At 63.7% G+C, this 25,549-nt stretch carries 23 protein-coding genes and 1 pseudogene; 18 read left to right on the forward strand and 6 right to left on the reverse strand.

The genetic code is table 11. The features are described 5' to 3' along the window. Positions 1-12: 12 nt before the first annotated feature. Positions 13-1,380, forward strand: coding sequence for a class II 3-deoxy-7-phosphoheptulonate synthase (locus ACFQ2S_RS16725; protein WP_386076180.1), 1,368 nt, complete (start codon positions 13-15; stop codon positions 1,378-1,380). Between the two features lie 86 nt (positions 1,381-1,466). Here the strand turns inward: ACFQ2S_RS16725 and ACFQ2S_RS16730 are convergent, their stop codons facing one another. Continuing rightward, the gene (locus tag ACFQ2S_RS16730; RefSeq protein ID WP_386076181.1) at positions 1,467-2,204 is read right to left on the reverse strand and encodes a PAS domain-containing protein; all 738 of its coding nucleotides are present in this window, start codon (positions 2,202-2,204) and stop codon (positions 1,467-1,469) included. 466 nt (positions 2,205-2,670) lie between these two features. Between ACFQ2S_RS16730 and ACFQ2S_RS16735 the strand changes: the two genes are divergently transcribed. The 11 genes from ACFQ2S_RS16735 (at position 2,671) to phoB (ending at position 13,574) form a co-directional block, all read left to right on the forward strand. Beyond that, positions 2,671-3,564, forward strand: a complete 894-nt coding sequence (locus ACFQ2S_RS16735) for a YicC/YloC family endoribonuclease (RefSeq protein ID WP_386076183.1) — start codon at positions 2,671-2,673, stop codon at positions 3,562-3,564. Between the two features lie 6 nt (positions 3,565-3,570). Continuing rightward, the gene (gene gmk, locus ACFQ2S_RS16740; RefSeq protein ID WP_386076184.1) at positions 3,571-4,215 is read left to right on the forward strand and encodes a guanylate kinase; all 645 of its coding nucleotides are present in this window, start codon (positions 3,571-3,573) and stop codon (positions 4,213-4,215) included. Then, complete coding sequence (locus ACFQ2S_RS16745) at positions 4,212-4,730, forward strand: gamma carbonic anhydrase family protein (protein ID WP_386076186.1); 519 nt, start codon at positions 4,212-4,214, stop codon at positions 4,728-4,730. Before gmk ends, ACFQ2S_RS16745 begins: the two co-directional genes overlap by 4 nt. Positions 4,731-4,806: 76 nt before the next feature. Next, positions 4,807-6,024 (forward strand): trans-sulfuration enzyme family protein, encoded by a 1,218-nt coding sequence (locus tag ACFQ2S_RS16750; protein ID WP_386076188.1) that lies wholly within the window; start codon positions 4,807-4,809, stop codon positions 6,022-6,024. A gap of 62 nt (positions 6,025-6,086) precedes the next feature. Continuing rightward, a complete protein-coding gene (locus tag ACFQ2S_RS16755; RefSeq protein WP_386076190.1) occupies positions 6,087-7,133 on the forward strand; it encodes an ATP-binding protein in 1,047 nt (348 codons plus the stop codon). 279 nt (positions 7,134-7,412) lie between these two features. After that, complete coding sequence (locus tag ACFQ2S_RS16760) at positions 7,413-8,441, forward strand: substrate-binding domain-containing protein (protein ID WP_386076191.1); 1,029 nt, start codon at positions 7,413-7,415, stop codon at positions 8,439-8,441. A gap of 71 nt (positions 8,442-8,512) precedes the next feature. Continuing rightward, a complete protein-coding gene (pstC, locus tag ACFQ2S_RS16765) occupies positions 8,513-9,973 on the forward strand; it encodes a phosphate ABC transporter permease subunit PstC (RefSeq protein WP_386076192.1) in 1,461 nt (486 codons plus the stop codon). Further along, positions 9,970-11,337, forward strand: a complete 1,368-nt coding sequence (gene pstA / locus ACFQ2S_RS16770; RefSeq protein WP_386076194.1) for a phosphate ABC transporter permease PstA — start codon at positions 9,970-9,972, stop codon at positions 11,335-11,337. Before pstC ends, pstA begins: the two co-directional genes overlap by 4 nt. Positions 11,338-11,351: 14 nt before the next feature. Further along, positions 11,352-12,149, forward strand: a complete 798-nt coding sequence (pstB, locus tag ACFQ2S_RS16775) for a phosphate ABC transporter ATP-binding protein PstB (RefSeq protein ID WP_386076196.1) — start codon at positions 11,352-11,354, stop codon at positions 12,147-12,149. Between the two features lie 13 nt (positions 12,150-12,162). Then, positions 12,163-12,882 carry a phosphate signaling complex protein PhoU gene (phoU, locus tag ACFQ2S_RS16780; protein WP_386076197.1) on the forward strand — a complete coding sequence of 240 codons (720 nt, stop codon included), beginning with the start codon at positions 12,163-12,165 and terminating at the stop codon, positions 12,880-12,882. Next, entirely contained in the window at positions 12,882-13,574 is a 693-nt protein-coding gene (phoB, locus tag ACFQ2S_RS16785) for a phosphate regulon transcriptional regulator PhoB (RefSeq protein ID WP_386076198.1), read from the forward strand. Before phoU ends, phoB begins: the two co-directional genes overlap by 1 nt. Before the next feature lie 186 nt (positions 13,575-13,760). Here the strand turns inward: phoB and rquA are convergent, their stop codons facing one another. Beyond that, positions 13,761-14,513, reverse strand: coding sequence for a rhodoquinone biosynthesis methyltransferase RquA (rquA, locus tag ACFQ2S_RS16790; RefSeq protein ID WP_386076199.1), 753 nt, complete (start codon positions 14,511-14,513; stop codon positions 13,761-13,763). Between the two features lie 593 nt (positions 14,514-15,106). Here rquA and ACFQ2S_RS16795 point away from each other — a divergent pair. Then, the gene (locus ACFQ2S_RS16795) at positions 15,107-15,862 is read left to right on the forward strand and encodes a helix-turn-helix transcriptional regulator (RefSeq protein WP_386076201.1); all 756 of its coding nucleotides are present in this window, start codon (positions 15,107-15,109) and stop codon (positions 15,860-15,862) included. A 485-nt stretch (positions 15,863-16,347) separates the two neighbouring features. On the opposite strand, the gene tsf is transcribed toward ACFQ2S_RS16795, so the two are convergent. Then, positions 16,348-17,220, reverse strand: coding sequence for a translation elongation factor Ts (gene tsf / locus ACFQ2S_RS16800; protein WP_386076203.1), 873 nt, complete (start codon positions 17,218-17,220; stop codon positions 16,348-16,350). Between the two features lie 90 nt (positions 17,221-17,310). Continuing rightward, the gene (rpsB, locus tag ACFQ2S_RS16805; protein WP_386076205.1) at positions 17,311-18,099 is read right to left on the reverse strand and encodes a 30S ribosomal protein S2; all 789 of its coding nucleotides are present in this window, start codon (positions 18,097-18,099) and stop codon (positions 17,311-17,313) included. 220 nt (positions 18,100-18,319) lie between these two features. On the opposite strand from rpsB, the gene ACFQ2S_RS16810 reads away from it, so the two are divergent. From ACFQ2S_RS16810 to ACFQ2S_RS16825, 4 genes are all read left to right on the forward strand, one after another. Beyond that, entirely contained in the window at positions 18,320-18,655 is a 336-nt protein-coding gene (locus ACFQ2S_RS16810; protein ID WP_386076207.1) for a cupin domain-containing protein, read from the forward strand. 99 nt (positions 18,656-18,754) lie between these two features. Then, a complete protein-coding gene (locus tag ACFQ2S_RS16815; protein WP_386076209.1) occupies positions 18,755-19,639 on the forward strand; it encodes a PfkB family carbohydrate kinase in 885 nt (294 codons plus the stop codon). Positions 19,640-19,643: 4 nt separating this feature from the next. Continuing rightward, positions 19,644-20,558 (forward strand): pseudouridine-5'-phosphate glycosidase, encoded by a 915-nt coding sequence (locus ACFQ2S_RS16820; RefSeq protein WP_386076211.1) that lies wholly within the window; start codon positions 19,644-19,646, stop codon positions 20,556-20,558. Positions 20,559-20,644: 86 nt separating this feature from the next. Next, entirely contained in the window at positions 20,645-21,436 is a 792-nt protein-coding gene (locus ACFQ2S_RS16825; RefSeq protein ID WP_386076213.1) for a DUF502 domain-containing protein, read from the forward strand. Between the two features lie 7 nt (positions 21,437-21,443). On the opposite strand, the pseudogene ACFQ2S_RS16830 reads toward ACFQ2S_RS16825, so the two are convergent. Both ACFQ2S_RS16830 and ACFQ2S_RS16835 read right to left on the reverse strand, forming a co-directional pair. Then, positions 21,444-22,487 (reverse strand): annotated as a pseudogene (locus ACFQ2S_RS16830) (patatin-like phospholipase family protein). 87 nt (positions 22,488-22,574) lie between these two features. After that, positions 22,575-23,348, reverse strand: coding sequence for a 3-hydroxybutyrate dehydrogenase (locus tag ACFQ2S_RS16835; protein WP_386076215.1), 774 nt, complete (start codon positions 23,346-23,348; stop codon positions 22,575-22,577). A 345-nt stretch (positions 23,349-23,693) separates the two neighbouring features. Between ACFQ2S_RS16835 and ACFQ2S_RS16840 the strand changes: the two genes are divergently transcribed. Beyond that, positions 23,694-25,508 carry an extracellular solute-binding protein gene (locus ACFQ2S_RS16840; RefSeq protein WP_386076217.1) on the forward strand — a complete coding sequence of 605 codons (1,815 nt, stop codon included), beginning with the start codon at positions 23,694-23,696 and terminating at the stop codon, positions 25,506-25,508. Positions 25,509-25,549 lie beyond the last annotated feature (41 nt).

The following is a 25,549-nucleotide window of genomic DNA, read 5'->3' on the forward strand; positions in this document are numbered from 1 at the left end:
TTGGAGGACGACATGACACGGGTCTGGAAAAAATCTGACTGGCGCGCCAAGCCGCGGGTACAGATGCCCGACTATCCCGATTCCGCCGCCTTGGAGGCAGTCGAGGCGCGTCTTTCCAAGTATCCGCCGCTTGTCTTTGCCGGGGAGTCCCGCAAGCTGCGCGCCGAGTTGGCCAAGGCCGCCCGGGGCGAGGCATTCCTGTTGCAGGGCGGCGATTGCGCCGAGAGCTTTGCCGAGTTCTCCGCCGACGCGATCCGCGAGACGTTCAAGGTCATGCTGCAGATGGCCGTCGTCCTGACCTACGGCGCGAAAGTGCCGGTGGTGAAGGTCGGTCGGATGGCCGGGCAGTTCGCCAAGCCGCGTTCGGCACCGACCGAAGCCAAGGGTGGTGTGGAGCTGCCGAGCTACCGGGGCGACATCATCAACGAACTGGAGTTCACCTCCGAGGCCCGTATCCCGAACCCGGAGAAGATGCTGCAGGCCTACACGCAGGCAGCCGCCTCGCTGAACCTGCTGCGCGCCTTCTCGACGGGCGGTTTCGCCGATATCCACCGCGTCCATTCCTGGACGACCGGCTTTGCCGAGGCCGACAAGGCGGAGCGCTACCGCGAGCTGTCGAACCGCATCTCCGACGCGCTCAGCTTCATGTCCGCCGCCGGGCTGAACTCGGACCGGATAGCCACGATGAGCACCGTGGATTTCTACACCAGCCACGAGGCGCTGCTGCTGGAGTACGAAGAGGCGCTGACCCGCGTCGACTCCACCACCGGCCAGACCATCGCGGGCTCCGGTCACATGCTCTGGATCGGTGATCGCACCCGCCAGCCGGACGGCGCGCACGTGGAGTTCTGCCGCGGCGTGATCAACCCGATCGGACTGAAGTGCGGCCCCTCGATGACCACCGAGGACCTCAAGGTGCTGATGGCGAAGCTCAACCCGGAGAACGAGGCCGGCCGACTGACGCTGATCTCGCGCTTCGGCGCGGGCAAGGTCGGCGAGCACCTGCCGCGCCTGATTGAAACCGTGCGGGAAGAGGGTGCCAACGTGGTCTGGGTTTGCGATCCGATGCACGGCAACACGATCAAGTCCGCGACAGGTTACAAGACCCGGCCGTTCGACCGGGTGCTCGGCGAGGTGCGGGAATTCTTCGCGGTGCACCGCGAGCAGGGCACCGTTCCCGGCGGCGTGCATTTCGAGATGACCGGCCAGGACGTGACCGAGTGCACCGGCGGCGTGCGCGAAGTGACAGAAGAGGACCTGAGCGATCGCTACCACACGGCCTGCGATCCGCGGCTGAACGCCAGCCAGTCGCTGGAACTGGCCTTCCTGGTGGCCGAAGAGCTTTCGAACCGTCGTGAGGAAGCTCGCGTGGCGATGTAAGATCGCAACTTAAGCATTCATTTTGAGATTGAAAAATGCGCTCGCCGGCCTTTGGGCCGGCGTTCTGCGTTCCAGGGCCGGGCGTTTCAGTCGTTGTCCCGCGATGACACAAGGTAAAGATGCGGCTTTCCGGTGCTCCGCGGTGGCCGCGGCGCGACGGGCGCGGGGGTGAACTCCGCAGGCGCCTCCGCCATGCCGTCCAGCACCCCTCGGAGCCTGGGATTGCTGTCGGCTGGCCAGAATCCGGATTCCCGTTCGGTGGGGCGGGCGATGCCGCCAATCGGGGTAATGCGCGCTAGACGGATATCGAACCGCCTGGGTGTGCGCCCGACGGGCCCGAGTGTCGGAAGGCATCCAAGAATGCGGGTCACTTCGCCGAGGTCGCTGCGCAGCGGCAGCAGCAGCAGCGCCGCGTCCAACGGCGGCTTGCCGATGCCCCGGTCCCCGACCAGCGTCAGGCGGGCCGTAGCCGGTGTGTCGAACACCTGCGCCAGCGCATCGCCCACGGCCTTGCGGGCGTCGGGCAGGAAGAACGATGTCAGCGGCATGCCGCGGACCTCCATCCCCAGCAGATCGTTCAGGTGCGAACCGGACAGGCGAAACCTTGCGACACCTGGCGCTACGCGCTCGAGGATGAAACATCGGGACAGGGCGCGCTCCAGGCCCTTCGGATCGATCTCGGACCGTGCCGGCAACTGCCCGTTGATGCGTAGGGAATTCCAGTAGCGTTCCACGCTTTCCAACATGGGAAACCGCGTGGCGGTGGTGTCCGCCTGCGACAGCGCGATCACGCGATCCTGTTCGGTGACTCCGTCCTTCGACATCGATCCGGCTCCTTCCCCGACACCAGCCCCCTGGCCAGCGCTGTTGCGTTCCGGTTGTCGCGATGGCGTCTTTTCCGCCCCGTCATGCTTACCGAAACCTTACCCACCTCGTAGCTCGTTAGGACTTCATTTACACCTATTTCGATATCAAATGGTTAACGCGAACAATGCGTTAACCATTTTTCGTCCGCCATGCGGACCAAATGGGAAAGGCCACTCAAGCCCCTGTTTTGGTAGTGAAATTGAGCCTTTGGCCCCGGCTGCTGCCGTGACCTCCAGCGCATGCGTCGACGTCGCAACTTTGCATCCGGGCGTGAGCTGACGTATCACGGCTGGACAGGGGGCCGACCTGCCGCCGCCAAGGAGGAGACTGACGGAATGACGCCACTTCAACGGGTTGCGGGATATGGGGCGCCGCCGCTGAGGCTGCGGGCCGCGCTCCCTTCTATCGGAGAGGGCCCCGGCCATGGTTAACTCGATGACCGGCTTCGCCTCCCGCACCGGGCGGTCGGACACCCATGTCTGGAGCTGGGACCTGCGCAGCCTGAACGCGCGCGGCCTCGATCTCAGGCTGCGCCTGCCAGACTGGGTCGAAGGGCTGGAACCTGCGCTTCGGGCACAGATCACTGCGGCGCTCAAGCGTGGCAGCGTCAACCTGGGGCTGAAGCTTGGCAAGGACGGAGGGACCGAGGCGCTCACCATCGATCTCGGCGGGCTTGAACAGGCGCTGCAGGCGCTGGCGCAGGTGGCCCGGGTCGCCGAGGCCGAGGGCGTGAACGTCGCGCCGGCGAGCGCGGCGGAGGTGCTGGCGCTGCGGGGCGTACAGGGGCAGGGAGTGGCACAGGTCGAGGACACCGCCCCGCTCAAGGCGCTACTGGTTGCGGATTTCGAGCCGCTGCTGGCGGATTTCCTCGTCAGCCGCGCCCGCGAGGGCGAGGCGCTTGCGCGGGTGCTCGGCGACCAGCTCGACCGGATCGAGAGCCTTGCCGCCGACGCCAGCGCGCGTCTGGAGGGCCGCGCCGAGGCCGCCGGTCAGGCGCTGCGGGAGGCGCTGGCGCGAATCGTGGAGAACACCGAGTCCGTCGAGGAATCCCGGATCGCTCAGGAACTGGCTCTGCTGGCGGTCAAGGCCGACATCACCGAGGAACTCGACCGGCTCGGCGCGCATATCGAAGCCGCGCGGGCACTGCTGACCGAAGAGGGCGCGATCGGGCGCAAGCTGGAGTTCCTGACGCAGGAGTTCAACCGTGAGGCCAACACGCTCTGCTCCAAATCGCAGGACGTGGCGCTGACCCGGATCGGGCTTGACCTCAAGGCGGTGATCGACCAGATGCGCGAACAGGTCCAGAATGTGGAGTAGCACGACATGTCCGACCGCCGTGGCCTGCTAATCATCCTGTCGTCTCCGTCGGGAGCGGGCAAGTCGACGCTGGCGCGGCGCCTGATGGATTGGGACGACAGCCTGTCCTTCTCAGTCTCCGCCACCACCCGGGCACCCCGCGACGGCGAGAGCGACGGGGTGGATTACCATTTCATCGGCGTGCCGGCCTTCAAGCAGATGGTTGCGGACGGGCAGATGCTCGAACATGCCCACGTCTTCGGCAATTTCTACGGCTCGCCGAAGGGACCTGTCGAAGCTGCCATCAACAACGGCCGCGACGTCCTGTTCGATGTCGACTGGCAGGGCGCGCAGCAGATCCGCAATTCGGATCTCGGCAAGCACACGCTGTCGATCTTCATCCTGCCTCCGTCGATCACGGAGCTGCGCCGCCGGCTGATCTCGCGCGCCAAGGACACCGACGAGGTGATCTCCAAGCGTATGCAGAAAAGCTGGGACGAAATCAGCCACTGGGGCAGCTACGACTACGTTCTGGTCAATGACGATCTCGACGCCACCTTCGAGCGGCTGAAGACCATCGTGACCGCGGAGCGGATGCGCCGGGCACAGCAGCCGAAGCTGCAGGAATTCGTTCGCCGGCTTCAGGCGGAATTCGAGGAGGGGCTGGAATGATCTACACACTCGACGGTGTGGCGCCGGAGATTGCCGAGAGCGCCTGGGTGGCGCCGGACGCCAACGTGATCGGCCGCATCGTGATCGGCGAGGATGCCTCGGTCTGGTTCGGCGTGACCCTGCGTGGCGACAACGAGCCGATCGTTCTGGGGGCCGGGTCCAACATCCAGGAAAACACCGTCTGCCACACGGACATGGGCTTTCCGCTGACCATCGGCGCGGGCTGCACCATCGGGCACAAGGCGATGCTGCACGGCTGCACCATCGGCGACAACAGCCTGATCGGCATGGGCGCGACGGTGCTGAACGGCGCGAAGATCGGCCGGAACTGCCTGATCGGGGCCTGTGCGCTGATCACCGAGGGCAAGGAGATCCCGGACAACAGCCTGGTGATGGGATCGCCGGGCAAGGTGGTTCGGCAGCTCGACGACAAGGCCATCGAGGGGCTGGAGGCCTCGGCCCTTGGCTACCAGCGACAGGCGCGGCGCTTCCGGGCAGGGCTGGCCCCGCTCTGACGCACGTCGGCCCACACGGCAAGATGAAGACATGCGGCCCGGGCACAGGCGCTCCGGGTCAGAAGGAGACTCGGAAATGAGTGCAGACGACACGCCCCGACGGAACGCGCAGCCGGAAACCACGATCCGGCGGATGCCCTGGCCCGAAGGCGTGAGCCGCCCGGTGGCGACGCCGATGCAACCCTCGGTGGTCTACGCCGCGGAGAGCCCCGACGCGCTCGATGCGCAATACGAGGGCGTCACCTCTGGCTACACCTACGCCCGCGAGGGGCACCCGAACGCCGACGTGCTAGCCCGCCGGATCGACCGGCTCGAGGGCGCGACCGACGGTCTGGTGACAGGCTCTGGCATGGGCGCTGTGGGCGCGCTGATGTTGGGGCTGCTGAAATCGGGCGACCACGTCCTCGGCGGCGACCAGCTCTACGGCCGGACGCTGCGGATGCTGCGGGAGGATCTTCCGAAGCAGGGCATCGCGACCTCGCTGGTCGACATGAGTTCGGTCGAGAGCGTGGCGGCGGCGCTGCGGCCGGAGACCCGGATGATCCTGCTGGAAGTGGTGTCCAACCCGACCATCCGCCTCGCCGACGTGGATGGCATCGCGGCGCTGGCGCGGGAGCGAGGGATCCGGCTGGTGGTGGACAACACCTTCACCACCCCGCGCAGCTTCCGACCCTTCGACCACGGCGCGGATATCGTGATCCATTCGGTGACCAAGCTGCTGGCCGGTCATTCCGACGCGACGCTCGGCTATGTCGCGGCGCGTGACCCGGCGGACCGCGAGGCGATCCGCGTGGCGGCCACGACCTGGGGCTTCACGCCGAGCCCGTTCGATTGCTGGATCGCCGAGCGCGGGCTGTTCACTTTCGACCTGCGCTACGATCGCGCTGAGGCCAATGCCACGGCGCTGGCCGATCACATCGCCGGTCTGCCCGGGGTGGCGCGCGTGCTCTATCCGGGACGGGCCGATCATCCGGATGCGGCGCGGGCGGCGAGCCTGCTCGGCCAGCGCTTCGGCAACATGCTGAGTTTCGAGGTGACGGGCGGGCGCGCGGCGGCGAATGCACTGGTGCGGGCGATACCCGATCTTCCCTTCGCGCCGACGCTCGGCGACGTCGGCACCACGCTCAGCCATCCGGCAACCTCCTCGCATCGGGCGCTGACGCCCGAGGCGCGGGCGGCGATGGGCATTTCGGAGGGCTTCTTCCGGGTTTCCGTCGGGATCGAGGATATCGCACTTCTCGAGGCAGATTTCACCCGCGGGATCGCTGCCGCAGCAGCCGCCGCGGCGGGCTAGGGCAGGGCGCGGGGCAGGCACGGGCTGGCCTGTTGCGGGCCTCGAAAAGGAGCCACGACAGGATGACCACAGAGCTTTCCGCCTCGATCATGGCCGCCGTGCCGATGCCGCTGGTTCTCGTCGGTTCTGACGAGCGGATCCGCGTGATGAACAGCGCCGCGGCCGCCCTGTTCCGCGCCTCTGGCGAGGGTCGGCACTACGTCACCGTCCTGCGCCAGCCGGGGCTGCTGCTCGCCATCGAATCTGCGTTGCGCGAGGGCAGGGCGGCCCAGGCGCGCTACGTGCAAAAGGACATCGCGCGAGAGGCCACCTACAACGTCCGCGCCGAGCCGGTCTCCGGAACCACGGTGTCAGGCGTTCTGGTCTCCTTCGAGGATGTCAGCGACATGGAGCGCGCGGGGCAGATGCGGCGGGACTTCGTGGCCAATGTCAGCCACGAACTGAAGACCCCGCTGACCGCGTTGCTCGGTTTCATCGAGACCCTGCGGGGCGCCGCACGGGACGATCCGGCGGCGCGTGAACGCTTCCTTGACATCATGGAGCGGGAGGCCGAACGGATGAACCGGCTGGTGTCGGACCTGCTCTCCCTGAGCCGCGTGGAATCGGCGGAACGCCAGCGACCGACCGACCCGGTGGACATCGGGGAACTGGTGGACTCGACCCTCAACTCGCTCCGTACCCTGGCGGAAGCCAAGGGCGTGCGTTTCGAGACGCAGCGCGAGGACGACAGCGAACTGCTGGTCCCGGGCGACCCCGACCAGCTGCGCCAGGTTCTGATCAACCTCGTGGAGAACGCGATCAAGTACGGCGGCGAGGCGGGGCGCGTCACGGTGCTGCTATCGTTCCGGAGCCGTGAGCCGGCGTTCAAGGGGCCGGCGGTGGAGATCGTGGTGCAGGATTACGGCGACGGCATCGATCCGGTTCACATCCCCCGGCTGACCGAACGCTTCTATCGTGTAGACAACCACCGCTCACGCGAGATGGGCGGCACGGGCCTCGGCCTCGCGATCGCCAAGCATATCGTCAACCGGCATCGCGGACGGTTTCGAATCGATAGCAATCCGGGTGAGGGCGCCCGGTTTTCCGTGCTTCTGCCGGCCTTTTCGTGACGAATGTCGCGGATTTCCGATTGAAGGCCCGAAAGCGTTAACTTTTCTTCATGCGGAATCTCGTTCGGCGATTTTGCTGCCAGGGCAGAAGCTTGGCCGAATGTCTTTCGTCCGCATCGCCGACTTTCCTTGCGTCAATCCGAGCGTGATCTGCCTGAATCCAGCGCACTGTCACACAACTGTTACAAAACTTACACAAAAGCCCAACTGACGAAGACTAACACCCCGCCAAGGCCGTCGGAGAGCGACGGTCATGATAACCACCGCATGGAGAATGCAATGTCTCTCGTGAAGCTGACCGCCTCTGCTCTGGCGATCGCCGCTGTTTCCGCCACCGCCGCCGCTGCCCGTGACAACGTTCAGGTTGCCGGTTCCTCGACCGTGCTGCCCTATGCCTCGATCGTTGCCGAAGCCTTCGGCGAGAACTTCGACTTCCCGACCCCGGTTGTGGAAGGCGGCGGCTCGGGTGCCGGCCGCAAGAAATTGTGCGAAGGCGTGGGTGAAAACACCATCGACATCGCCAACTCCTCCAGCCGCATCAAGCAGTCGGACATCGACCTCTGCGCCCAGAACGGCGTGACCGAGATAATGGAAGTCCGCATCGGCTACGATGGCATCGTGTTCGCCTCGGACATCAACGGCCCGGATTTCGCCTTCACCCCGGCCGACTGGTACAACGCGATCGCCGAAAAGATCGTGGTCGACGGCGCACTGGTCGCCAACCCGAACATGACCTGGGCAGACGTGAACCCGGAACTGCCGGCGCAGAAGATCATGGCCTTCATCCCCGGCACCAAGCACGGAACGCGTGAAGTTTTCGACGAAAAGGTTCTGGAAGCCGGCTGTGAAGCCACCGGCGCCGCCGAAGCCTTCGCCGCTGCCGGCGACGCCGACCACAAGGGCTGCATGGCGCTTCGCACCGACGGCGCTTCGGTCGACATCGACGGCGACTACACCGAGACGCTGTCCCGCCTCGCAGCCAACCCGGAAGCCATCGGCGTGTTCGGCCTGTCCTTCTATGAGGCCAACACCGACAAGCTGATCGTCGCCACCATGGACGGCATCGTTCCCTCGACCGAGTCCATCTCGACCGGCGAATACCCGGTGTCCCGTCCGCTCTACTTCTACGTGAAGAAAGCGCACCTGGGTGTGATCCCCGGCCTGCAGGAGTACATCGACTTCTTCGTGTCCGACGAGATCGCCGGCCCGGATGGCCCGCTGGCCCAGTACGGCCTCGTGTCCGATCCCGAACTGGCCGCGACCCAGGAAGCCGTTGCCAACGGCGTTGTCATGGCCCCGCTCAACTAAGGTGCCCAACCAGGAGGGTGGCGTCCATTGGGCGCCACCTTTGTCTTTTGAACTTAACGACGGGATATGCCATGAGCGTCGGGCTGGTTTCGCTGATCGTCCTGCTGATCGCAGCAGTCGGATACATGATGGGCCGCAGGAAGGCGCTGAGTTCCGCCGGCGGAGACATCCGCAAACTCCATTCCTTGCCCTCCTACTATGGACAGACGGTCCTGCTATTCGCGGCGGTTCCGGCCTTTCTGCTGATGTTCGTGTGGCTGTTCTTTCAGCCCATCTACATCGAAAGCTCCGTGACCGGGATGATCTCGCCATCGGATATTGCCGAGGGCAGTTCCGAATCGCTGGTGATGGCCGATGTGCGCCGGATCGCGGGCGGACTTGATCAGCTCCTCGTTCAGGGCGATCTGTCGGAAGATGACATCTCGCGGATGCGTGCCGACGAGACGAACGTGCGCGAACGTCTCGCGCAGGCAGGCGTCGCTCTCGGCTCCGATGTCCAGCAGAGCGTGTTCGAGGCCGCCAAGGCATATCGCGGTCAGAACAGCGCCCTGTGGATGGCGATGGTCGTTGCGGTGCTGGCGCTCTCTCTCGCCGGTGCGGTGTTCTCTTACATGAAGATTGCCCCGAGTTACCGGGCCCGGAACGTTTCGGAAGCCGCAATCAAGGCCATCCTGATCCTGTCGTCCATGGTGGCGATCCTGACGACCGTGGGCATCGTGTTTTCGCTGCTGTTCGAGACGGCACATTTCTTCAGGCTCTATCCCGCCAAGGATTTCTTCTTCAACGCGACCTGGAACCCGCAGTTCCGCGGCGGTTCGGACCTTGGCATCCTGCCGCTGCTCTGGGGGACGCTCTACGTGTCGTTCATTGCGCTTCTGTTCGCGGTGCCGATCGGCCTTTTCGCAGCCATCTACCTGTCGGAATACGCCAGCCCCAGGCTGCGTTCCATTGCCAAGCCGGCAATCGAGATCCTCGCGGGCATTCCGACCATCGTCTACGGTCTGTTCGCGCTGATCACCGTCGGCCCCATGCTCCGGGACTACTTCGCGCAGCCGCTCGGCCTCGGCGCGTCCTCCTCGTCCGTCATGACGGCAGGCATCGTGATGGCGATCATGCTGATCCCCTTCGTGTCCTCGCTGTCCGATGACATCATCAACGCGGTCCCACAGGCGATGCGCGATGGGTCCTTCGGCCTGGGCGCAACCCATTCGGAGACCATCAAGCAGGTCGTCCTTCCCGCTGCGTTGCCGGGGATCGTCGGCGCCGTTCTGCTGGCGGCCTCTCGCGCCATCGGCGAAACCATGATCGTGGTCATGGGGGCAGGGGCCGCGGCAAAGCTGAGTTTGAACCCGTTCGAGGCAATGACGACCATAACCGTCAAGATCGTGAGCCAGCTGACAGGCGACACGGAATTCGCTTCGCCGGAAACGCTGGTGGCCTTCGCACTCGGTCTCTCGCTTTTCGTCATTACACTGGGCCTGAACGTTCTGGCCCTCTACATCGTGCGCAAGTACCGGGAGCAGTACGAATGACCGACGCAACTGCAAGTTCGCCTGCGGCCCCGAAGCCGAGCAGGCATCGGGGCTCGCTCCTGGAAGTGGATGCTCGCACCCGGCGTCGCAACGCATCGGAGCGCCGCTTCCGCCGGCTCGGGCTCGGAGCCATTGGCATCGGCGTCGCCGCGCTGATTATCCTCGTGACGTCCATTCTGAGCCAGGGCCTGCCGGCCTTCCAGCAGACCTTCATCGCGTTGGATGTTTACCTCGACGAGACGAAGCTGGACAAGAACGGCAACCGGGACATCGAGGAGATCAAGAAGGTCTCGACCTTTGGCTACACGCCGCTGATCAACAGCGCGATGTCCGCGAAGATGGAGGAAATCGGGGTGACGGCCGAGGAATTCGGCCTGTCCGACAGGGACCTGACGGACATGATCTCCAAGGAAGCAGCCGCCGAGCTTCGTCGCCACGTGATCGCCAATCCGGACTCAATCGGTGAGACCGTCACCTTCGAGTTCCTCGCCAACGGCCGGATCGACGGCTATTTCAAGGGCAGGGTGACGATGGAGAGCGCCCAGCTGGACAGCAACGTCAGTCCCGGACAACTGCAGCTGGCCGATGCGCTTAAGGAAGGCGGCTCGCTCAGCACCCATTGGAACTGGGGTTTCTTCACAATGGCGGATGCCTCGGAGAACCGGCCCGAAGCAGCGGGTATCGGCGTCGCGATCATCGGTTCGATGTACATGATGATGGTCGTGCTGTGTCTGGCGCTGCCCATTGGTGTTGCCGCGTCGATCTACCTGGAGGAGTTCGCACCGCAGAACTGGTTCACCGACCTGATCGAGGTGAACATCTCAAACCTGGCGGCTGTTCCATCCATCGTGTTCGGTATCCTGGGCCTTGCGATCTTCATCAATTACGCCGGTCTGCCCCAGTCGGCGCCCATCGTCGGTGGCCTCGTGCTGACCCTGATGACATTGCCGACGATCATCATCTCGACCCGCGCCTCCTTGAAATCGGTTCCCCCGTCGATTCGCGATGCCGCGCTCGGGGTAGGGGCCTCCAAGATGCAGTCCGTGTTCCATCACGTGCTGCCGCTGGCCATGCCCGGCATCCTGACCGGCACCATCATCGGGCTGGCGCAGGCTCTGGGCGAAACCGCGCCGCTCATGCTGATCGGGATGGTGGCGTTCGTTCGGGAGTTCCCGTCGGCCCCGCCCGAAGGCTTCTTTGACCCGGCTTCGGCTCTGCCGGTGCAAGTCTACAACTTCACCCAGCGGGCCGACCCCGCCTTTGTCGAACGTGCGTCCGGAGCGATTATCGTACTGCTGATCTTCCTGCTCTGCATGAACTTTATCGCCATTATTCTGCGTCGTCGTTTCGAACGCCGCTGGTAAGGGGAGCGGAACCAATGAATGATATGAGACCCGTGGAGCGTGCTGTGGAAACCAAGGAAATCAAGTTCGAATGTCGTGACTGTCAGGTCTGGTACGGCGACACCCACGCCATCAAGGACGTGAGTGTCGACATTCAGGACAAGACCGTCACCGCATTCATCGGCCCATCGGGCTGCGGCAAGTCTACGTTCCTGCGCTGCCTCAACCGGATGAACGACACCATCGACATCGCCCGCGTCGAGGGCTCGTTCCTGCTGGACGGCGAGAGCATCTACGACAAGCGTGTCGACCCGGTGCAGCTGCGCGCCAAGGTCGGCATGGTGTTCCAGAAACCGAACCCGTTTCCGAAGTCGATCTATGACAACGTCGCCTATGGCCCGCGCATTCACGGCCTTGCCAAGAACAAGGCGGAACTGGATGAAATCGTGGAGAAATCCCTTCGTCGCGGTGCCATCTGGAACGAGGTCAAGGACCGTCTCGACGCACCGGGCACCGGCCTCTCGGGCGGTCAGCAGCAGCGCCTGTGCATCGCCCGCGCCGTTGCGACCGAACCGGAAGTCCTGCTGATGGACGAGCCGTGCTCGGCGCTCGATCCGATTGCGACCGCTCAGGTCGAGGAGTTGATCGACGAGCTGCGCGAAAGCTACTCGGTGGTGATCGTGACCCATTCGATGCAGCAGGCCGCGCGGGTCAGCCAGAAGACGGCCTTCTTCCACCTCGGCAACCTCGTGGAATTCGGCGAGACCGGACAGATTTTCACCAACCCGAAGGATCCCCGGACCGAAAGCTACATCACCGGTCGGATCGGGTAAGGGAGCACGAAAAATGGATAGAAAAGAGCAGCATATCGCGCGGGCCTTCGACCGCGATCTCGAAGCCCTGCAGGCCCACATCATGAAGATGGGCGGTCTGGTCGAGGATGCGATCCTCAAGGCTGCCGAGGCGCTGGCAACCCGCGACGAGGAACTGGCTGAGCGCGTCCGCCAGGATGATCGCGCCATCGACCAGCTCGAAGCCATGATCATGGAGGAGGCCGCACTCACCATCGCCGAGCGTCAGCCGATGGCGAGCGACCTGCGCACCATACTCGCGGTGATGAAGATCGCCGGCAACCTCGAGCGGATCGGCGACTATGCGAAGAACATGGCCAAGCGCACCAGCGTTCTGGTTCAGATGCGTCCGATCGAGGACGGCGGAAATTCCACCCGCAGGATGGCCAAGCTTGTGGAGGTAATGCTCAAGGACGCGCTGGATGCTTTCGTCCAACGTGACCCGGAGCTGTCAGAGGACGTGCGCCAGCGCGATCTCGAGGTCGACCAGATGTACAATTCGCTGTTCCGCAACTTCCTGACCTTCATGTTGGAAGATCCGCGCAACATCACTGCCTGCATGCATCTTCACTTTATCGCCAAGAACATCGAGCGCATGGGCGACCATGTTACTGCCATCGCCGAGCAGGTGATCTACCTCTCGACCGGCACTTTGCCCGACGAAAACCGACCCAAGGCGGACCGGACGGCTATGGAAACCCACGGGCAGGGCTGATGTCACCGTCGGAACAACCGAGCGTTCTGGTCGTCGAGGACGAGGCCGCGCAACGCGAAGTCCTGACCTACAACCTGGAGGCCGAAGGCTTCCGGGTGTGCCGGGCCGAGAACGGCGAGGAGGCCTTGCTCCTCGTCGAGGAAGACGCGCCGGACCTGATCGTGCTCGACTGGATGCTCCCCAATGTTTCCGGCATCGAAGTTTGCCGGAGGCTGAAGATGCGCGCCGACACACGCAGCGTGCCGATCATCATGCTCAGCGCGCGTTCGGAGGAGGTCGACCGAGTGCGCGGCCTCGAGACCGGCGCTGACGATTACGTCGTAAAGCCGTATTCCGTGGTCGAGCTGATGGCCCGGATCCGTGCGCAATTGCGCCGGACGCGGCCTGCGAGCGTCGGAGAGCGGCTACAGTTCGAGGACATCATTCTCGACGCGGAGACACACAAGGTCTTTCGCGACGACAAGCTGCTCAAGCTGGGGCCGACGGAATTTCGTCTGCTCACGACCTTCATGGAGAAACCCGGACGTGTGTGGAGCCGCGAACAATTGCTCGACCGAGTCTGGGGCCGCGACATCTACGTCGATACACGCACCGTCGACGTCCACATAGGGCGGCTCCGCAAGGCGCTGTGCCAGCACGGCGGCGAAGACCCGGTGCGTACGGTGCGGGGCGCAGGCTACGCGCTCGGTTGAGATCTTCGGCAACACGTCAAGGATGGCCGGGCCGGAAAGGTCCGGCCGATCTGTTTGATTGGAGTGGTTTGGGATCTTTGCCGTTGCACAGCACAGGGGCCCTGGCGCGCGTCAACACATACATCCGATAATCGGTATTATGTTAATAATGGATGTGGTCACATCAGCTCCAACGGCTTCGATCCCTCAACCGCGCCGGACGCCAACAACCTTCTGATACAGCCCGCCAAAGAAGGTCTCCTTGCGCCACTCGAACTCCGACGCATCGTCCACGTATTCTTTCAGCTCACGCCGCCAAAGAACCTTGGCGAACGGTTCCAGCCAATTGAACACAAGCCAGATGATCGGACGCATCGGATGCAAGACAGCCGGTTCGTGGTAATCGACGAACATCAACTTGCCGCCCGGTTTAACATGACGCGCCAGGTTGTTGGCGATGTCGCGTTTGTAGTCCTCCGGCACCTCGTGCATCAGGAAGTAGCAGCACACCGTATCGTAGAGCCCGTCTCCGGTCGTCCGTGCGTCGCTGATCTCGGTCCGCGCCTGAGGCAGCGTGCCGATCTTGCGGTTCACATGGTCGATCTGGACTTGCTGAATGTCGCTGACATGATACTCACCCTCCGGCCCGATTTTCGCCGCCAAGTGACTGACCAGCTTTCCATAAACCGCGGCGGGCTGCAGAACGCGACTGCCGGGTTCGAGTTCGTCGCGCGCGGCACGCATAAGCTTGTTCTGCTGGCACCACAGGATCGTCGCGACCACGATCTCACGGTCCAGCAACTCTACCATCTTTGGCGCCACATAGGCCCAAGTGTAGACATCGACGAGGTAATCCGGAAGTTTCGGCGCCGGTGCGGCAGCTTCGCTCCAGGCCGCGGTTCTGGCCGTTACGGCCCCCAGGCCGTCCTTTTTGATCCTGATGTCAACGCTGGCATTCATAGCTTGGCCTTTCCGAATTAGCGTCACTGTGGCAGCACGCGGCGCGAACCGGTCGGCTTTTGCCTTTCACCGGGCCGCGAAACTCTGGCCGGCCCGATGACCCGCCGTCGCGATGCTGGCGCGAATTGCCTTGACCATAGACAGCTGAAAAACCGCGGAAAATGCGGCAAACCCGCGAATTGGCGTCATGGAGTGCAATCCCGCGTTCCGCTGCACGCAAGTCTCCCATTCGGATCTAGTTGTCATACTGGCAATTCCACAACCTGGACGCCATGCGATTGGATGCTAAAATTCACATCCGATTCAATGTGTTGTCGGTTACTCATGAAAGATTGCATGAGGTGCGAAATGCCAAGGGACAGCGGCATTCTTTCTCATCGACGCGAGGCATCTCGACACTCCCCAAGGCGGAACATATTCTCCTCGGATACATAGGGAATTGCTCATGGTGTATTACAAGATGGTTGAGGCCGAGCTATGCCCGGCTCTCTCTGCTGTGGGTCGTCCAGTTCGACGGTCGGCCCACCACAAGTCAGAATGCCAAGGCGATATTCATTCGCCGCGCTCGCAGCGCTATCCGTCTTCGGAGGGCCATGGAAATTCTTGATTTCGTTGAAAGAGTGACTTCACTGCGAGAGATGCAGGAGGTGTGGGAATACAGCAAGGAAGTCTTCGAGAATTTCGGATTCAACCGCTTGCTGTACGGTTTCACGCGCTTTCGATCGGGGCAATCGCTTGGCGATCCGCTCGACATGCTGGTCCTGACAAACCACGATCGCTCCTACATTCGCCCCTTTCTCGACGACGGTCTCTACATGAACGCCCCGATGACGCTATGGGCGCTGGAAAACGTCGGGGCAAGTTCCTGGCGTGACACCGACCGCATGGCGCGCGAGGGCATACTGCCGCCGGCCGCATGCCGTATCTGGGAGTTCAACAAGACCCAGGGTTTCCTGGCGGGATACACCATCAGCTTCCAGTCCAACTCGGTCCGGGCGAAAGGCGCACTCAGCCTGACCTCGGTCCCTGCCCTGTCATTCGATGAGGTCGACGAGATCTGGGCCGAACACGGACGCACGATAGAGGCCATGAGCAATGTTCTGCATCTGCGCCTGATCTCCATGCCGAACCCGGAAACGCGACGCCATCTGACTCCACGGCAGCGCGAGGCGCTCGAATGGGTTGGCGATGGCAAGACCACATCCGAAATCGCTTCCATCATGGGTCTCAAACCCGCGACAGTGGAAAAACACCTGCGACTCGCCCGGGAGGCGCTCGACGTGTCGACCACCACACAGGCAGTGCTCAAGGCCGCATTTCTGCACCAGATTTTCGGGCCTCGGGCCTAGCGAGAAATTTCTGCGTCGCAGCGTTGGCGACAATTCTTTAAATTCAAAACTTTATGCTCGCTCACGAAATCGTGGGTCAGGGATTCCTTACTTAACTTACCCCGCGTTAATGTGCGATCCTTGATGTGTTCCGTGAGTGGTGGCTATTGAGCCATGGAACTGCGAACTGGGAGTCGCCGCGATTTCGGCGTTACCGGGGAGCTCCGGGAAACCGGATGTCGGTCCGCGGGCGTATAGTCAGCCTTGCGGGCCGACACCCACCCATACCGCCATCTGCATCCCCTCGTGATGGCGGAAACGTGTGGTGTTGAAGCGGCGCAGACGGCCCGTTCTGCGCCGCTTCCTTTTTTGCAGGCACACTTTTCCGAGACAGGGCAGCGCTTTCTCTGCCCCCAGCCTCCGGCCGCGCATTTTCAGCTGCCAACGAAAACGGCGCCGCCTCCTTGCCGGAAGCGGCGCCGCATCTCTCGATTTTCGTGACCGGATCAGCCCTGCATGGCTGCGACTTCGGCCGCGAAATCCTCTTCTTTCTTCTCGATGCCTTCGCCAACTTCCATGCGTACGAAACCGGTGACCTCCGCGCCCGCTTCCTTGGCGGCGGCGGCGACGGTCAGGTCCGGGTTCACAACGAAAGCCTGGCCCAGCAGGGTCACCTCGGCGAGGAACTTGTTCATCCGGCCGGCGATCATCTTTTCAATCACCGCTTCCGGCTTGCCGGATTCGCGGGCGATCTCCATCTGGACCTGCTTTTCCTTCTCGACGATGGCGGGGTCGAGATCGGCTTCGGACAGCGAAGCCGGGTTCACGGCGGCGATGTGCATCGCGACCTGCTTGCCGAAGGCCTCGTCTCCGCCCTTAAGCGCGACCAGAACACCGATCTTGCCGAGGCCGGGGGCAGCCGCGTTGTGGACGTAGGAGATGACCTGCTCGCCCTCGACGGTAGCCATGCGGCGCAGCGACATGTTTTCGCCGATCTTGGCGATCTTGTCGGTGACCAAGTCCCCGACGGTCTTGCCGTCAATCGTGGTGGCCTTGAGCTCTTCGACGTCGGCGACTTTGGCGGCCGCGGCGGCGATGGCGCTTACCATTTCCTGGAATTCGGCGTTCTTGGCAACGAAGTCGGTCTCGGAGTTCACCTCGACGACGACGCCCTTGCCGCCCTCGACGTTGATGCCAACGAGGCCCTCGGCAGCGGTGCGGCCCGACTTCTTGGCGGCCTTGGCCAGGCCCTTGGTGCGCAGCCAGTCGATCGCGGCTTCCATGTCGCCGTCGACTTCGGTCAGTGCCTTCTTGGCATCCATCATCCCTGCGCCGGTCTGGTCGCGCAGTTCCTTCACCATTTTCGCGGTGATAGCCATCTTGGCTCTCCTCGATTGGGGGGTCGTGGTGCGGCAGGCCAAAGCCTGCCGCCTGTATCAGTTCCGTGACAGCGCCACGAAGCTCCGGGCTCAGGCCTCGGCCGGCGCCTCTTCGGCTTCCGGAGCGGCTTCGAGCGTCTCTTCGACGAGGGCCTCTTCCATCTCGCCGAGGTCGATGCCGGCGGCATCCATCTGGGCGGACATGCCGTCGAGCGCGGCGCGGGAGACCAGATCGCAGTAGAGCGCGATTGCCCGGGCGGCGTCATCGTTGCCCGGAATCACGTAGTCCACGCCTTCGGGCGAGCAGTTTGTGTCGACGATCGCGACCACCGGAATGCCGAGCTTCTTGGCCTCGAGGATGGCGAGGTCCTCCTTCTTCACGTCAATGACGAAGAGAAGATCCGGAACGCCGCCCATCTCGCGGATACCGCCCAGGGAAGCCTGAAGCTTGGTCTGGTCGCGTTCCATGTGCAGGCGCTCTTTCTTCGTGAGGCCTTCAGCGCCCATCGCCATCTGCTCGTCGATGGAGCGCAGGCGGTCGATCGACTGGGAGACGGTCTTCCAGTTGGTGAGCGTGCCGCCCAGCCAGCGGTGGTTCATGTAGTACTGCGCACAGCGCTCGGCGGCATCAGCGATCGGCTTCTGGGCCTGGCGCTTGGTGCCGACGAACAGAATGCGGCCACCCTTGGCGACGGTGTCGCGCACGACCTGGAGAGCCTGGTCCAGCATAGGGACGGTCTGCGTCAGGTCGAGAATGTGGATGCCGTTACGGTCGCCGTAGATATACTCGCCCATGCGGGGGTTCCACCGCTGGGTCTGGTGACCGAAGTGAACGCCAGCTTCAAGCAGCTGACGCAGAGTGAACTCAGGAAGCGCCATGTCATAATCCTTTCCGGTTTCGCGTCCTCGACAGGGCCGAACAGGGATCGCTCCCAACCGGCGGACCGATACGGGGATGTCTCCCCCGCAGGCCCAGGCCCCATCTGTGAAGTGGGCCGCGCATACTGCATCGGAGAAGGGCTGGCAACCCCCTGCCCCGCTTTTCCCCTGTTTCGATGGCGATTGGTTGATAGTCTGCCCCGAAACCAAGGAGGATCCCGTGAAACTGCCCGATTTCCTGATGACGCTGCCGGCGCTCGACATACCTTTCCCGGACGACGTGGTCGAGAGCCGCGCCATGCGGACCGAGGATGCGCTGCTGGTTTTCTTCATCTTCCACAAGGACGCGGAACTGCCGGCGCATTCCCACGGCGCACAATGGGGCAGCGTTCTGCAAGGAGAAATTCAGTTGACCATTGATGGCAAGACCACAACCTATCGGCAGGGCGACAGCTATGACTTGCCGGCCGGCGTGGTCCATGCGGTGAAGGTCGCCGCCGGTACCATTGCGCTGGACACGTTCGAAGAACCGGACCGGTATGCGCTGAGGCGGTGAGGTGGCGCCCGGAGCCCTCATGCCTCCGGCGGGGATATTTTAGGACAGAAGAAGCCGCGAGCGCTTGCCTTCGATTTGCGACCGGGGTTTCTTCGGCGCATGGAAAAGACGCCGGATATTCTCTGCATCGGATCGGTCCTGTGGGACGTGATCGGCCGCACCCCGCGGTCGATGGCAGTCGGGCATGACGTGCCGGGCCGGATATCCCGGCTCCCCGGGGGCGTGGCGATGAACATCGCCATGGCGCTGGTGCGCGAGGGGATGCGGCCAGCGCTGCTGACTGTGCTGGGGCAGGACGCCGAAGGCCGCGAACTGGAACTGGCGGCGCGGCGGATGGGGATGGTGACCGAGCATATCACCTGGTCCGACACCCTGCCGACCGATCAGTACATGGCCATCGAAGCCGAGAACGGGCTGGTGGCGGCGATTGCCGACGCCCATTCGCTCGAACAGGCGGGGGACGCGATCCTGCAACCGCTGGCGGATGGGCGGCTCGGTTCGATCGATGCGCCGCATGCCGGGATCGTAGCGCTCGATGGCAACCTGACCGAAGAGCTCCTCTCAAGAATCTCCGACAGCCCGTTGTTTTCGATGGCCGATCTGCGGATCGCACCGGCATCTCCGGGCAAGGCCGGGCGGTTGCTGCCGCTGCTGCGCCACCCCCGGGCCACGCTCTACGTCAACCGGATCGAGGCCGGGCTGATCTGCGACAACCGCTTTTCCTCTGCCAAGGCCGCGGCCGAGGCGCTCGTGGCCTTTGGCGCGCGGCGAGTTCTGGTCACCGACGGCGGTGCGTCGATGGCCGAGGCCACGCCCGAGGGCGTGCTGACCGCGACACCACCGCCCGTCGTCGTCACCCGGGTCACCGGCGCGGGCGACACCTTCATGGCGGCCCATATTTCTGCCGAGGCGCGTGGGCTTTCCGGCATCTTTGCCATAGAAGCCGCGCTCGGCATCACAGCAGCCTACGTTTCGGAGACCTGACGACATGACCCTCCCCCTGATCCTCGCGCCTGAAGTTCAGGCCGCGGCCGGCGCCGGCCGGCCCATCGTGGCGCTTGAAAGCACCATCATCACGCATGGCATGCCATGGCCGCAGAACCTCGAGACCGCCCGCAAGGTCGAGGAGACGGTGCGCGAGGCCGGTGCGGTGCCGGCTACGATCGCGATTCTCGACGGGCGGCTGCATGTCGGGCTAGAGCGGGCGCAGCTCCAAGCGCTGGCCCAGGCGAAGGATGTGGCCAAGCTGAGCCGCGCCGACCTCGCCGTCTGCCTGTCCCGCGGCGGTAACGGGGCGACGACCGTCGCGGCGACGATGATCGCGGCCCGCCTTGCCGGGATCGACGTTTTCGCCACCGGCGGCATCGGCGGCGTGCACAAGGGCGCGGAACTCAGCTTCGACATCTCGGCAGACCTGCAGGAGCTGGCAGCGACGCCGGTGACCGTCGTCGCGGCGGGCGCGAAGGCGATCCTCGACCTGCCCAAGACGCTGGAGGTGCTCGAAACCCTCGGCGTTCCGGTGATCTCGGTCGGTCAGGACGCCCTGCCCGCCTTCTGGTCCCGCGACTCCGGCCTGAAGGCGCCGCTGCGGATGGACGATCCCGCCCAGATCGCCCGATCCCACCTGATGCGGCAGGCGCTCGGCATCCCCGGCGGGCAATTGGTCACCAACCCGATTCCGGTCGCGGACGAGATCGCCGCAGAGGTGCTGGCCCCGGTGATCGCGCAGGCGCAGACCGACGCCGAGGCCCAGGGCATCACCGCGAAGAATGTGACGCCGTTTCTGCTCCAGCGCATTTTCGAGCTGACCGAGGGCGACTCGCTGGAGGCCAACATCGCGCTTGTTCTGAACAATGCGCGCCTGGCGGCTGCCATCGCGACCGAAATCTCGACGCAGCGGTGAAATAACCGCGCGCCACATGCGGTTGGACTTGCGAGGCCGCTCCCGGCTGCATAGCTTCCGGTGAGTTCACGCGCTTCCGAGACAAGATGCCCGACCACCATTCCAACGAGCCCGGACACGAGCTCCACATCCAGCACCCGCGCCGCAAGCCCGGGCTGCTGGCCAATCTCCGCTCGTCTTTTCTGACCGGTCTGGTGGTGATCGCCCCGGTGGGGCTGACTGTCTGGCTGATATGGACCGTCGTCGGCTGGGTCGATGCCTTCGTCCTGCCTTTCGTGCCGGACGCCTACCAGCCGGAAACCTACTTCAAGAAGTATTTCGGCGAGGACACCACGATCAACGTCCGTGGCGTCGGCGTGGTGTTCTTCCTGGTATTTACCGTCGTCATCGGCTGGATCGCCAAGGGTGTCATCGGCCGGTCGCTGATCGATTGGGCCGAGGGGCTGGTCGACAGGATGCCGATCGTCCGGACCATCTACAACGGCGTGAAACAGATCGCCGAGACGGTCTTCGCACAGACCGAGAACAACTTCGACAAGGCCTGCTTGATCCAGTACCCCCGTGAGGGCCTCTGGGCGATTGCCTTCGTCTCGACCAATGCCAAGGGCGAGATTTCCCGTCGGGTGCCACGCGACGGGCGGATCATTTCTGTCTTTCTGCCCACGACCCCGAACCCGACCTCCGGCTTCCTGCTGTTCGTGCCGGAAGAAGACGTAGTCTACCTCGACATGTCGGTGGAGGACGCGGCGAAACTGGTGATCTCGGGCGGCCTGGTCTATCCCGCCGATGCCAACGGCACGGGCGATGTGCCTCCGACACCCGGAGGCATACCGCTTGCCGTCGAAGCCGAGCGGCAGCGCGACAAGCTCGACGCGTGAGCCGGGCCTAGCCGAACATCTCCCTCAGATCGACGGTGCTGCGCTCGTTCAGGTCGTCCCTGTGCTCGGCCAGAAAACGATCGGCCGCCGTGCGGCCTGCCGCCTTCAACCGCGACAGGATCACCGGGGACGGCACGATCTTGGTCGCGACGGACAGGTCGCGCATGAAATCGTCGTCGGCGATCATGTGCACCAGCACGTCGCGCATCTGCCCCCGCTCGACCCGCCCGTCCGCGATCAGCTCCTTGACGAAGTTGATCGCCCGCAATTCACGCAGCAGCGAAGAATTGAAGCTGATCTCGTTGATCCGATTGTGAATTTCCGATCCCGTCCGCGGCACCTCCGGCCGGAAGAGCGGGTTGATGTTCACGATCAGCACGTCTGAGGGATAGTCCGGCTGGAACAGCGGAAAGAGCGCGGGATTGCCGGTGTAGCCACCGTCCCAGAACGCCTCGAGCTCCCCGGTGCGCGGATCGACCACCTCCACCGCCTGGAACAGCGACGGCAGGCAGCCTGAGGCCAGGATCGTCTCGGTCGAGATCTCGTGCCCAGAAAAGACCCGGATCTTGCCGCTGCGAACGTTGGTGGCGGAGACGAAGAAGGCCGGGCCGGTGTCGGCGCAGACGCGGTCGTATTCGAACCGCTCCACGATCCGCTCCAGCGGGTTGGAATAGAACGGCCCGTAGGAATAGGGGCTGACCACCCGGCTGGCGATATCCGCCATGCCGTAGAGCGGCGAGCTCTCCAGAATTTGCGCATAGACCTCGCTCGGCGGCGCGAAAGGCGCGAACCAGTGGGTCAGGCGCAGGTCCTGCACGCCGGCAACCTGGTGTCAGAGCCAGTCAAGGTTGGCCCGCGCGGCCTCCCGATCCTGCCCTTTGCCGTCGGCCACCAACCCCGCCTTCAGCGCAGCGCCGTTCAGCGCGCCCGCCGAGGTCCCTGAGATCGCGGCGATCTCGATCTCCTCGTCGTCGAGCAAACGGTCGAGCACCCCCCAGGTAAAGGCGCCATGCGCGCCGCCGCCCTGGAGCGCCAGGTTAATCCGTTTCATCGCTGCGCCTTTCTTCTGTCCCCAGATATCCGGGGGGAGACGCGGCCCTGGCCGCGTCGGGGGCAGCGCCCCCGGCCCGAATCCGTGTCAGGAAGCTGTCCAGCCGCCATCCGCGGACAGCGTCGTTCCGGTGATCTGCGCCGCGGCCTCCGAGCAAAGGAACAGCACCATTCCCCCCAACTGCTCCACGGTCACGAACTCCTTGGATGGCTGCTTGGCAAGGATCACCTTCTCAATCGCCTCGGCCTCGGGGATATTGTATTCCTTGGCCGTATTGGGGATCTGCGCCTCGACCAGCGGCGTCAACACGTAGCCAGGGCAGATCGCATTGGCGGTGATCGGCTCCCGGGCCGTTTCCAGCGCGACGACCTTGGTCATGCCGACGACCCCGTGCTTGGCCGTGACATAGGCCGACTTGAACGGGCTTGCGCGCAATCCGTGGGCGGAGGCGATGTTGACCACCCTGCCCCAGCCGGCCTTGCGCATCAGGGGCAAGGCGGCGGCGGTGGTGTGAAAGGCCGAGGACATGTTGATCGCGATAATCGCGTCCCATTTCTCCACCGGAAATTCGTCGATCGCTGCGACGTGCTGAATCCCGGCGTTGTTCACCAGGATATCGCAGGCGCCCGCCTTCTCGACCAGGGCGCGGCACTCGTCGCCCTTCGACATGTCGGCCTTGATGTACCGCGCGGACGTGCCTGTCGCCTTCGCGATCTCCTCGGCCAGAGCATGATCCTCGTCGCGGTCCGTGAAGGAGTTCAGCACCACGTCTGCGCCGGCCCGCGCCAGTTCCCAGGCGACCCCGAGGCCAATCCCGGAGTTTGACCCGGTGATAACGGCTGTCTTTCCGTTGAGTGACATTGCGTTTCCTCCATTGTCAGTCCAGACGGACCATACATGCTGCACGCGCAAAATGAAGGATTCGGGACGCGCGGTCGCAAACACGGCCAGTGCCGTCCCCGCGACCGAGAATGCCACCCGATGAAGATTGCCGCTCGAACGCCCTTTGAAGAGGGCAAAAAAACGCCCGCACAAGGCGGGCGTTAAGTCATTGAGGCAGGTTTCATACAGGCAAGAAACCTATCGAGCAGTGCCTTAGTTATACGCAAACAACCGCCAGAGTCCAAGTTAAAAGTTTGAAATACTTGACTTGCAGGACTACGCTCTCGGCCAAACAAACAAGGGCAGTGAGGGATTGTTGCGAAAATGCGGTACGATTTTTTCTGTGGAATCCGGCCGATTGTGCTGGCCACGTGCCTGAGCGCTTCAGGCGGATTCGTTAACGCAGAGCCCGCACATGGCATAGCTATGTATGGCGACCCCGCGCTTCCACCGGATTTTGTGTCTCTGCCCTATGTCAATCCGGACGCGCCAACTGGTGGCCGCATCGTCCTTTCGGAGGTGGGCGGCTTCGACAGCCTCAATCCTTTCATCCTCAAGGGCAACTCCGTCTATGGTCACAGGGTCTACGGCTTCGAGAGCCTCATGGGCCGGAACTGGGACGAGCCTTTCACCCTCTACGGCCTGCTGGCCGAATCGGTGGAGACCGGCCCGAATCGAGAATGGGTCGAATTCACGCTGCGACCGGAAGCCCGTTTCTCCGACGGCTCGCCGGTGACCGTCGAGGACGTGCTCTGGTCCTTCGAGACGCTCGGCACCCTGGGCCATCCGCGCTACCACGCGGGCTGGGAAAAGATCGAGACCGCCGAGGTCGTGGGAGAGCGCACCGTCCGCTTCACCTTCAACACCGAGGATAACGAATTGCCGCTGATCCTCGGTCTGCGCCCGATCCTGCAGAAAGCCGCCTACGAAGGCCGCGCCTTCCATGAGAGCACGCTCGAGCCGCCCGTGGGCTCCGGCCCTTACGTAATCTCGGATTATGAGCCCGGCCGCTTCCTGACGCTCAAGAAGGATCCGGACTGGTGGGGCGCCGACCTGCCTTTCAACCGCGGCCAGCACAACATCGACGAGATCCGCTACGAATGGTTCGGCGATGCCGATGTGGCCTTCGAGGCGTTCCGCGCCGGAGAGATCTCTTTCAACCGGGAAGGCAATCTCGCCAAGTGGCGTACGGCCTACGATTTTCCCGCAGTACGTTCCGGCGAGGTCGTGCTGGCGGAAATCCCGCACCAGCGGCCCGGCGGCATCCGGGGCTTCGTGATGAACACCCGCCGCGCGCCCTTCGACGACTGGCGGGTGCGTGATGCTCTGATCCACGCGTTCAACTTCGAGTTCATCAACAACGCCATCAATGGAGGCGAGGAGCCTCGGATCGCGTCCTACTTCACCAACTCGGTGCTGGCGATGTCCGACGGGCCGGCCGAGGGCAAGGTGCGTGAGTACCTCGAGCCTTTTGCCGACCAACTCCTGCCGGGCGCGCTTGAAGGCTACACCCTGCCCACCTCCGACGGCAGCGAGGCCAATCGCCGGAACACCCGCAAGGCCATCGGCATCCTCTCGGACGCCGGATGGACGGTGCAGGACGGGGTGATGAAGAACGCCGACGGACAAGCGCTGAAGTTCGATATCCTCCTGCAATCGGGGGACACGCAGAACATCAACATCGCCGAGCTCTACGCCGAGCAGCTCAAGCGGATCGGCGTGGTGGCCAACCTCGTGACCGTGGACGCCGCGCAATACAAGGAGCGCACGCAGGCGTACGATTTCGACATGGCCCATTACATTCGGCTGATGTCGCTGAGTCCGGGCAACGAGCAGATTCTCTACTGGGGCAAGGACGGCGTCACCGAGCCGGGCACCCGCAACTGGATGGGAATGAACAACCCGGCGGTGGAATCGCTGATCCAGTCGATGCTGAATGCCACGGACCAGGAGGATTTCCAAGCCGCGGTGAAGGCGCTCGATCGGGTGCTGACCACCGGGCGCTATGTGATCCCGATCTGGTACTCGCCGGTCAGCCACATCGCCTACAAATCCGAACTGAAATACCCCGAGGGCAAGACACAGATGTATGGCGATTGGCTCGGTTTCCAGCCGGACGTCTGGTGGGTCGAGAACTGAACACAGCTCCGGGCACGCACCTGTCTCGGAGCTTCACAGTA

Origin of the sequence: Tropicimonas aquimaris, from assembly GCF_042676185.1 — a bacterium.
Classification (GTDB): domain Bacteria; phylum Pseudomonadota; class Alphaproteobacteria; order Rhodobacterales; family Rhodobacteraceae; genus Tropicimonas; species Tropicimonas aquimaris.

Excerpts from the sequence above, each read along its gene's own strand:
- ACFQ2S_RS16725 (WP_386076180.1), top strand. The coding sequence starts at position 13 with ATGACACGGGTCTGGAAAAAATCTGACTGGCGCGCCAAGCCGCGGGTA.
- ACFQ2S_RS16730 (WP_386076181.1), bottom strand. The coding sequence starts at position 2,204 with ATGTCGAAGGACGGAGTCACCGAACAGGATCGCGTGATCGCGCTGTCG.
- ACFQ2S_RS16735 (WP_386076183.1), top strand. The coding sequence starts at position 2,671 with ATGGTTAACTCGATGACCGGCTTCGCCTCCCGCACCGGGCGGTCGGAC.
- gmk (WP_386076184.1), top strand. The coding sequence starts at position 3,571 with ATGTCCGACCGCCGTGGCCTGCTAATCATCCTGTCGTCTCCGTCGGGA.
- ACFQ2S_RS16745 (WP_386076186.1), top strand. The coding sequence starts at position 4,212 with ATGATCTACACACTCGACGGTGTGGCGCCGGAGATTGCCGAGAGCGCC.
- ACFQ2S_RS16750 (WP_386076188.1), top strand. The coding sequence starts at position 4,807 with ATGAGTGCAGACGACACGCCCCGACGGAACGCGCAGCCGGAAACCACG.
- ACFQ2S_RS16755 (WP_386076190.1), top strand. The coding sequence starts at position 6,087 with ATGACCACAGAGCTTTCCGCCTCGATCATGGCCGCCGTGCCGATGCCG.
- ACFQ2S_RS16760 (WP_386076191.1), top strand. The coding sequence starts at position 7,413 with ATGTCTCTCGTGAAGCTGACCGCCTCTGCTCTGGCGATCGCCGCTGTT.
- pstC (WP_386076192.1), top strand. The coding sequence starts at position 8,513 with ATGAGCGTCGGGCTGGTTTCGCTGATCGTCCTGCTGATCGCAGCAGTC.
- pstA (WP_386076194.1), top strand. The coding sequence starts at position 9,970 with ATGACCGACGCAACTGCAAGTTCGCCTGCGGCCCCGAAGCCGAGCAGG.
- pstB (WP_386076196.1), top strand. The coding sequence starts at position 11,352 with ATGAATGATATGAGACCCGTGGAGCGTGCTGTGGAAACCAAGGAAATC.
- phoU (WP_386076197.1), top strand. The coding sequence starts at position 12,163 with ATGGATAGAAAAGAGCAGCATATCGCGCGGGCCTTCGACCGCGATCTC.
- phoB (WP_386076198.1), top strand. The coding sequence starts at position 12,882 with ATGTCACCGTCGGAACAACCGAGCGTTCTGGTCGTCGAGGACGAGGCC.
- rquA (WP_386076199.1), bottom strand. The coding sequence starts at position 14,513 with ATGAATGCCAGCGTTGACATCAGGATCAAAAAGGACGGCCTGGGGGCC.
- ACFQ2S_RS16795 (WP_386076201.1), top strand. The coding sequence starts at position 15,107 with ATGGAAATTCTTGATTTCGTTGAAAGAGTGACTTCACTGCGAGAGATG.
- tsf (WP_386076203.1), bottom strand. The coding sequence starts at position 17,220 with ATGGCTATCACCGCGAAAATGGTGAAGGAACTGCGCGACCAGACCGGC.
- rpsB (WP_386076205.1), bottom strand. The coding sequence starts at position 18,099 with ATGGCGCTTCCTGAGTTCACTCTGCGTCAGCTGCTTGAAGCTGGCGTT.
- ACFQ2S_RS16815 (WP_386076209.1), top strand. The coding sequence starts at position 18,755 with ATGGAAAAGACGCCGGATATTCTCTGCATCGGATCGGTCCTGTGGGAC.
- ACFQ2S_RS16820 (WP_386076211.1), top strand. The coding sequence starts at position 19,644 with ATGACCCTCCCCCTGATCCTCGCGCCTGAAGTTCAGGCCGCGGCCGGC.
- ACFQ2S_RS16825 (WP_386076213.1), top strand. The coding sequence starts at position 20,645 with ATGCCCGACCACCATTCCAACGAGCCCGGACACGAGCTCCACATCCAG.
- ACFQ2S_RS16835 (WP_386076215.1), bottom strand. The coding sequence starts at position 23,348 with ATGTCACTCAACGGAAAGACAGCCGTTATCACCGGGTCAAACTCCGGG.
- ACFQ2S_RS16840 (WP_386076217.1), top strand. The coding sequence starts at position 23,694 with ATGCGGTACGATTTTTTCTGTGGAATCCGGCCGATTGTGCTGGCCACG.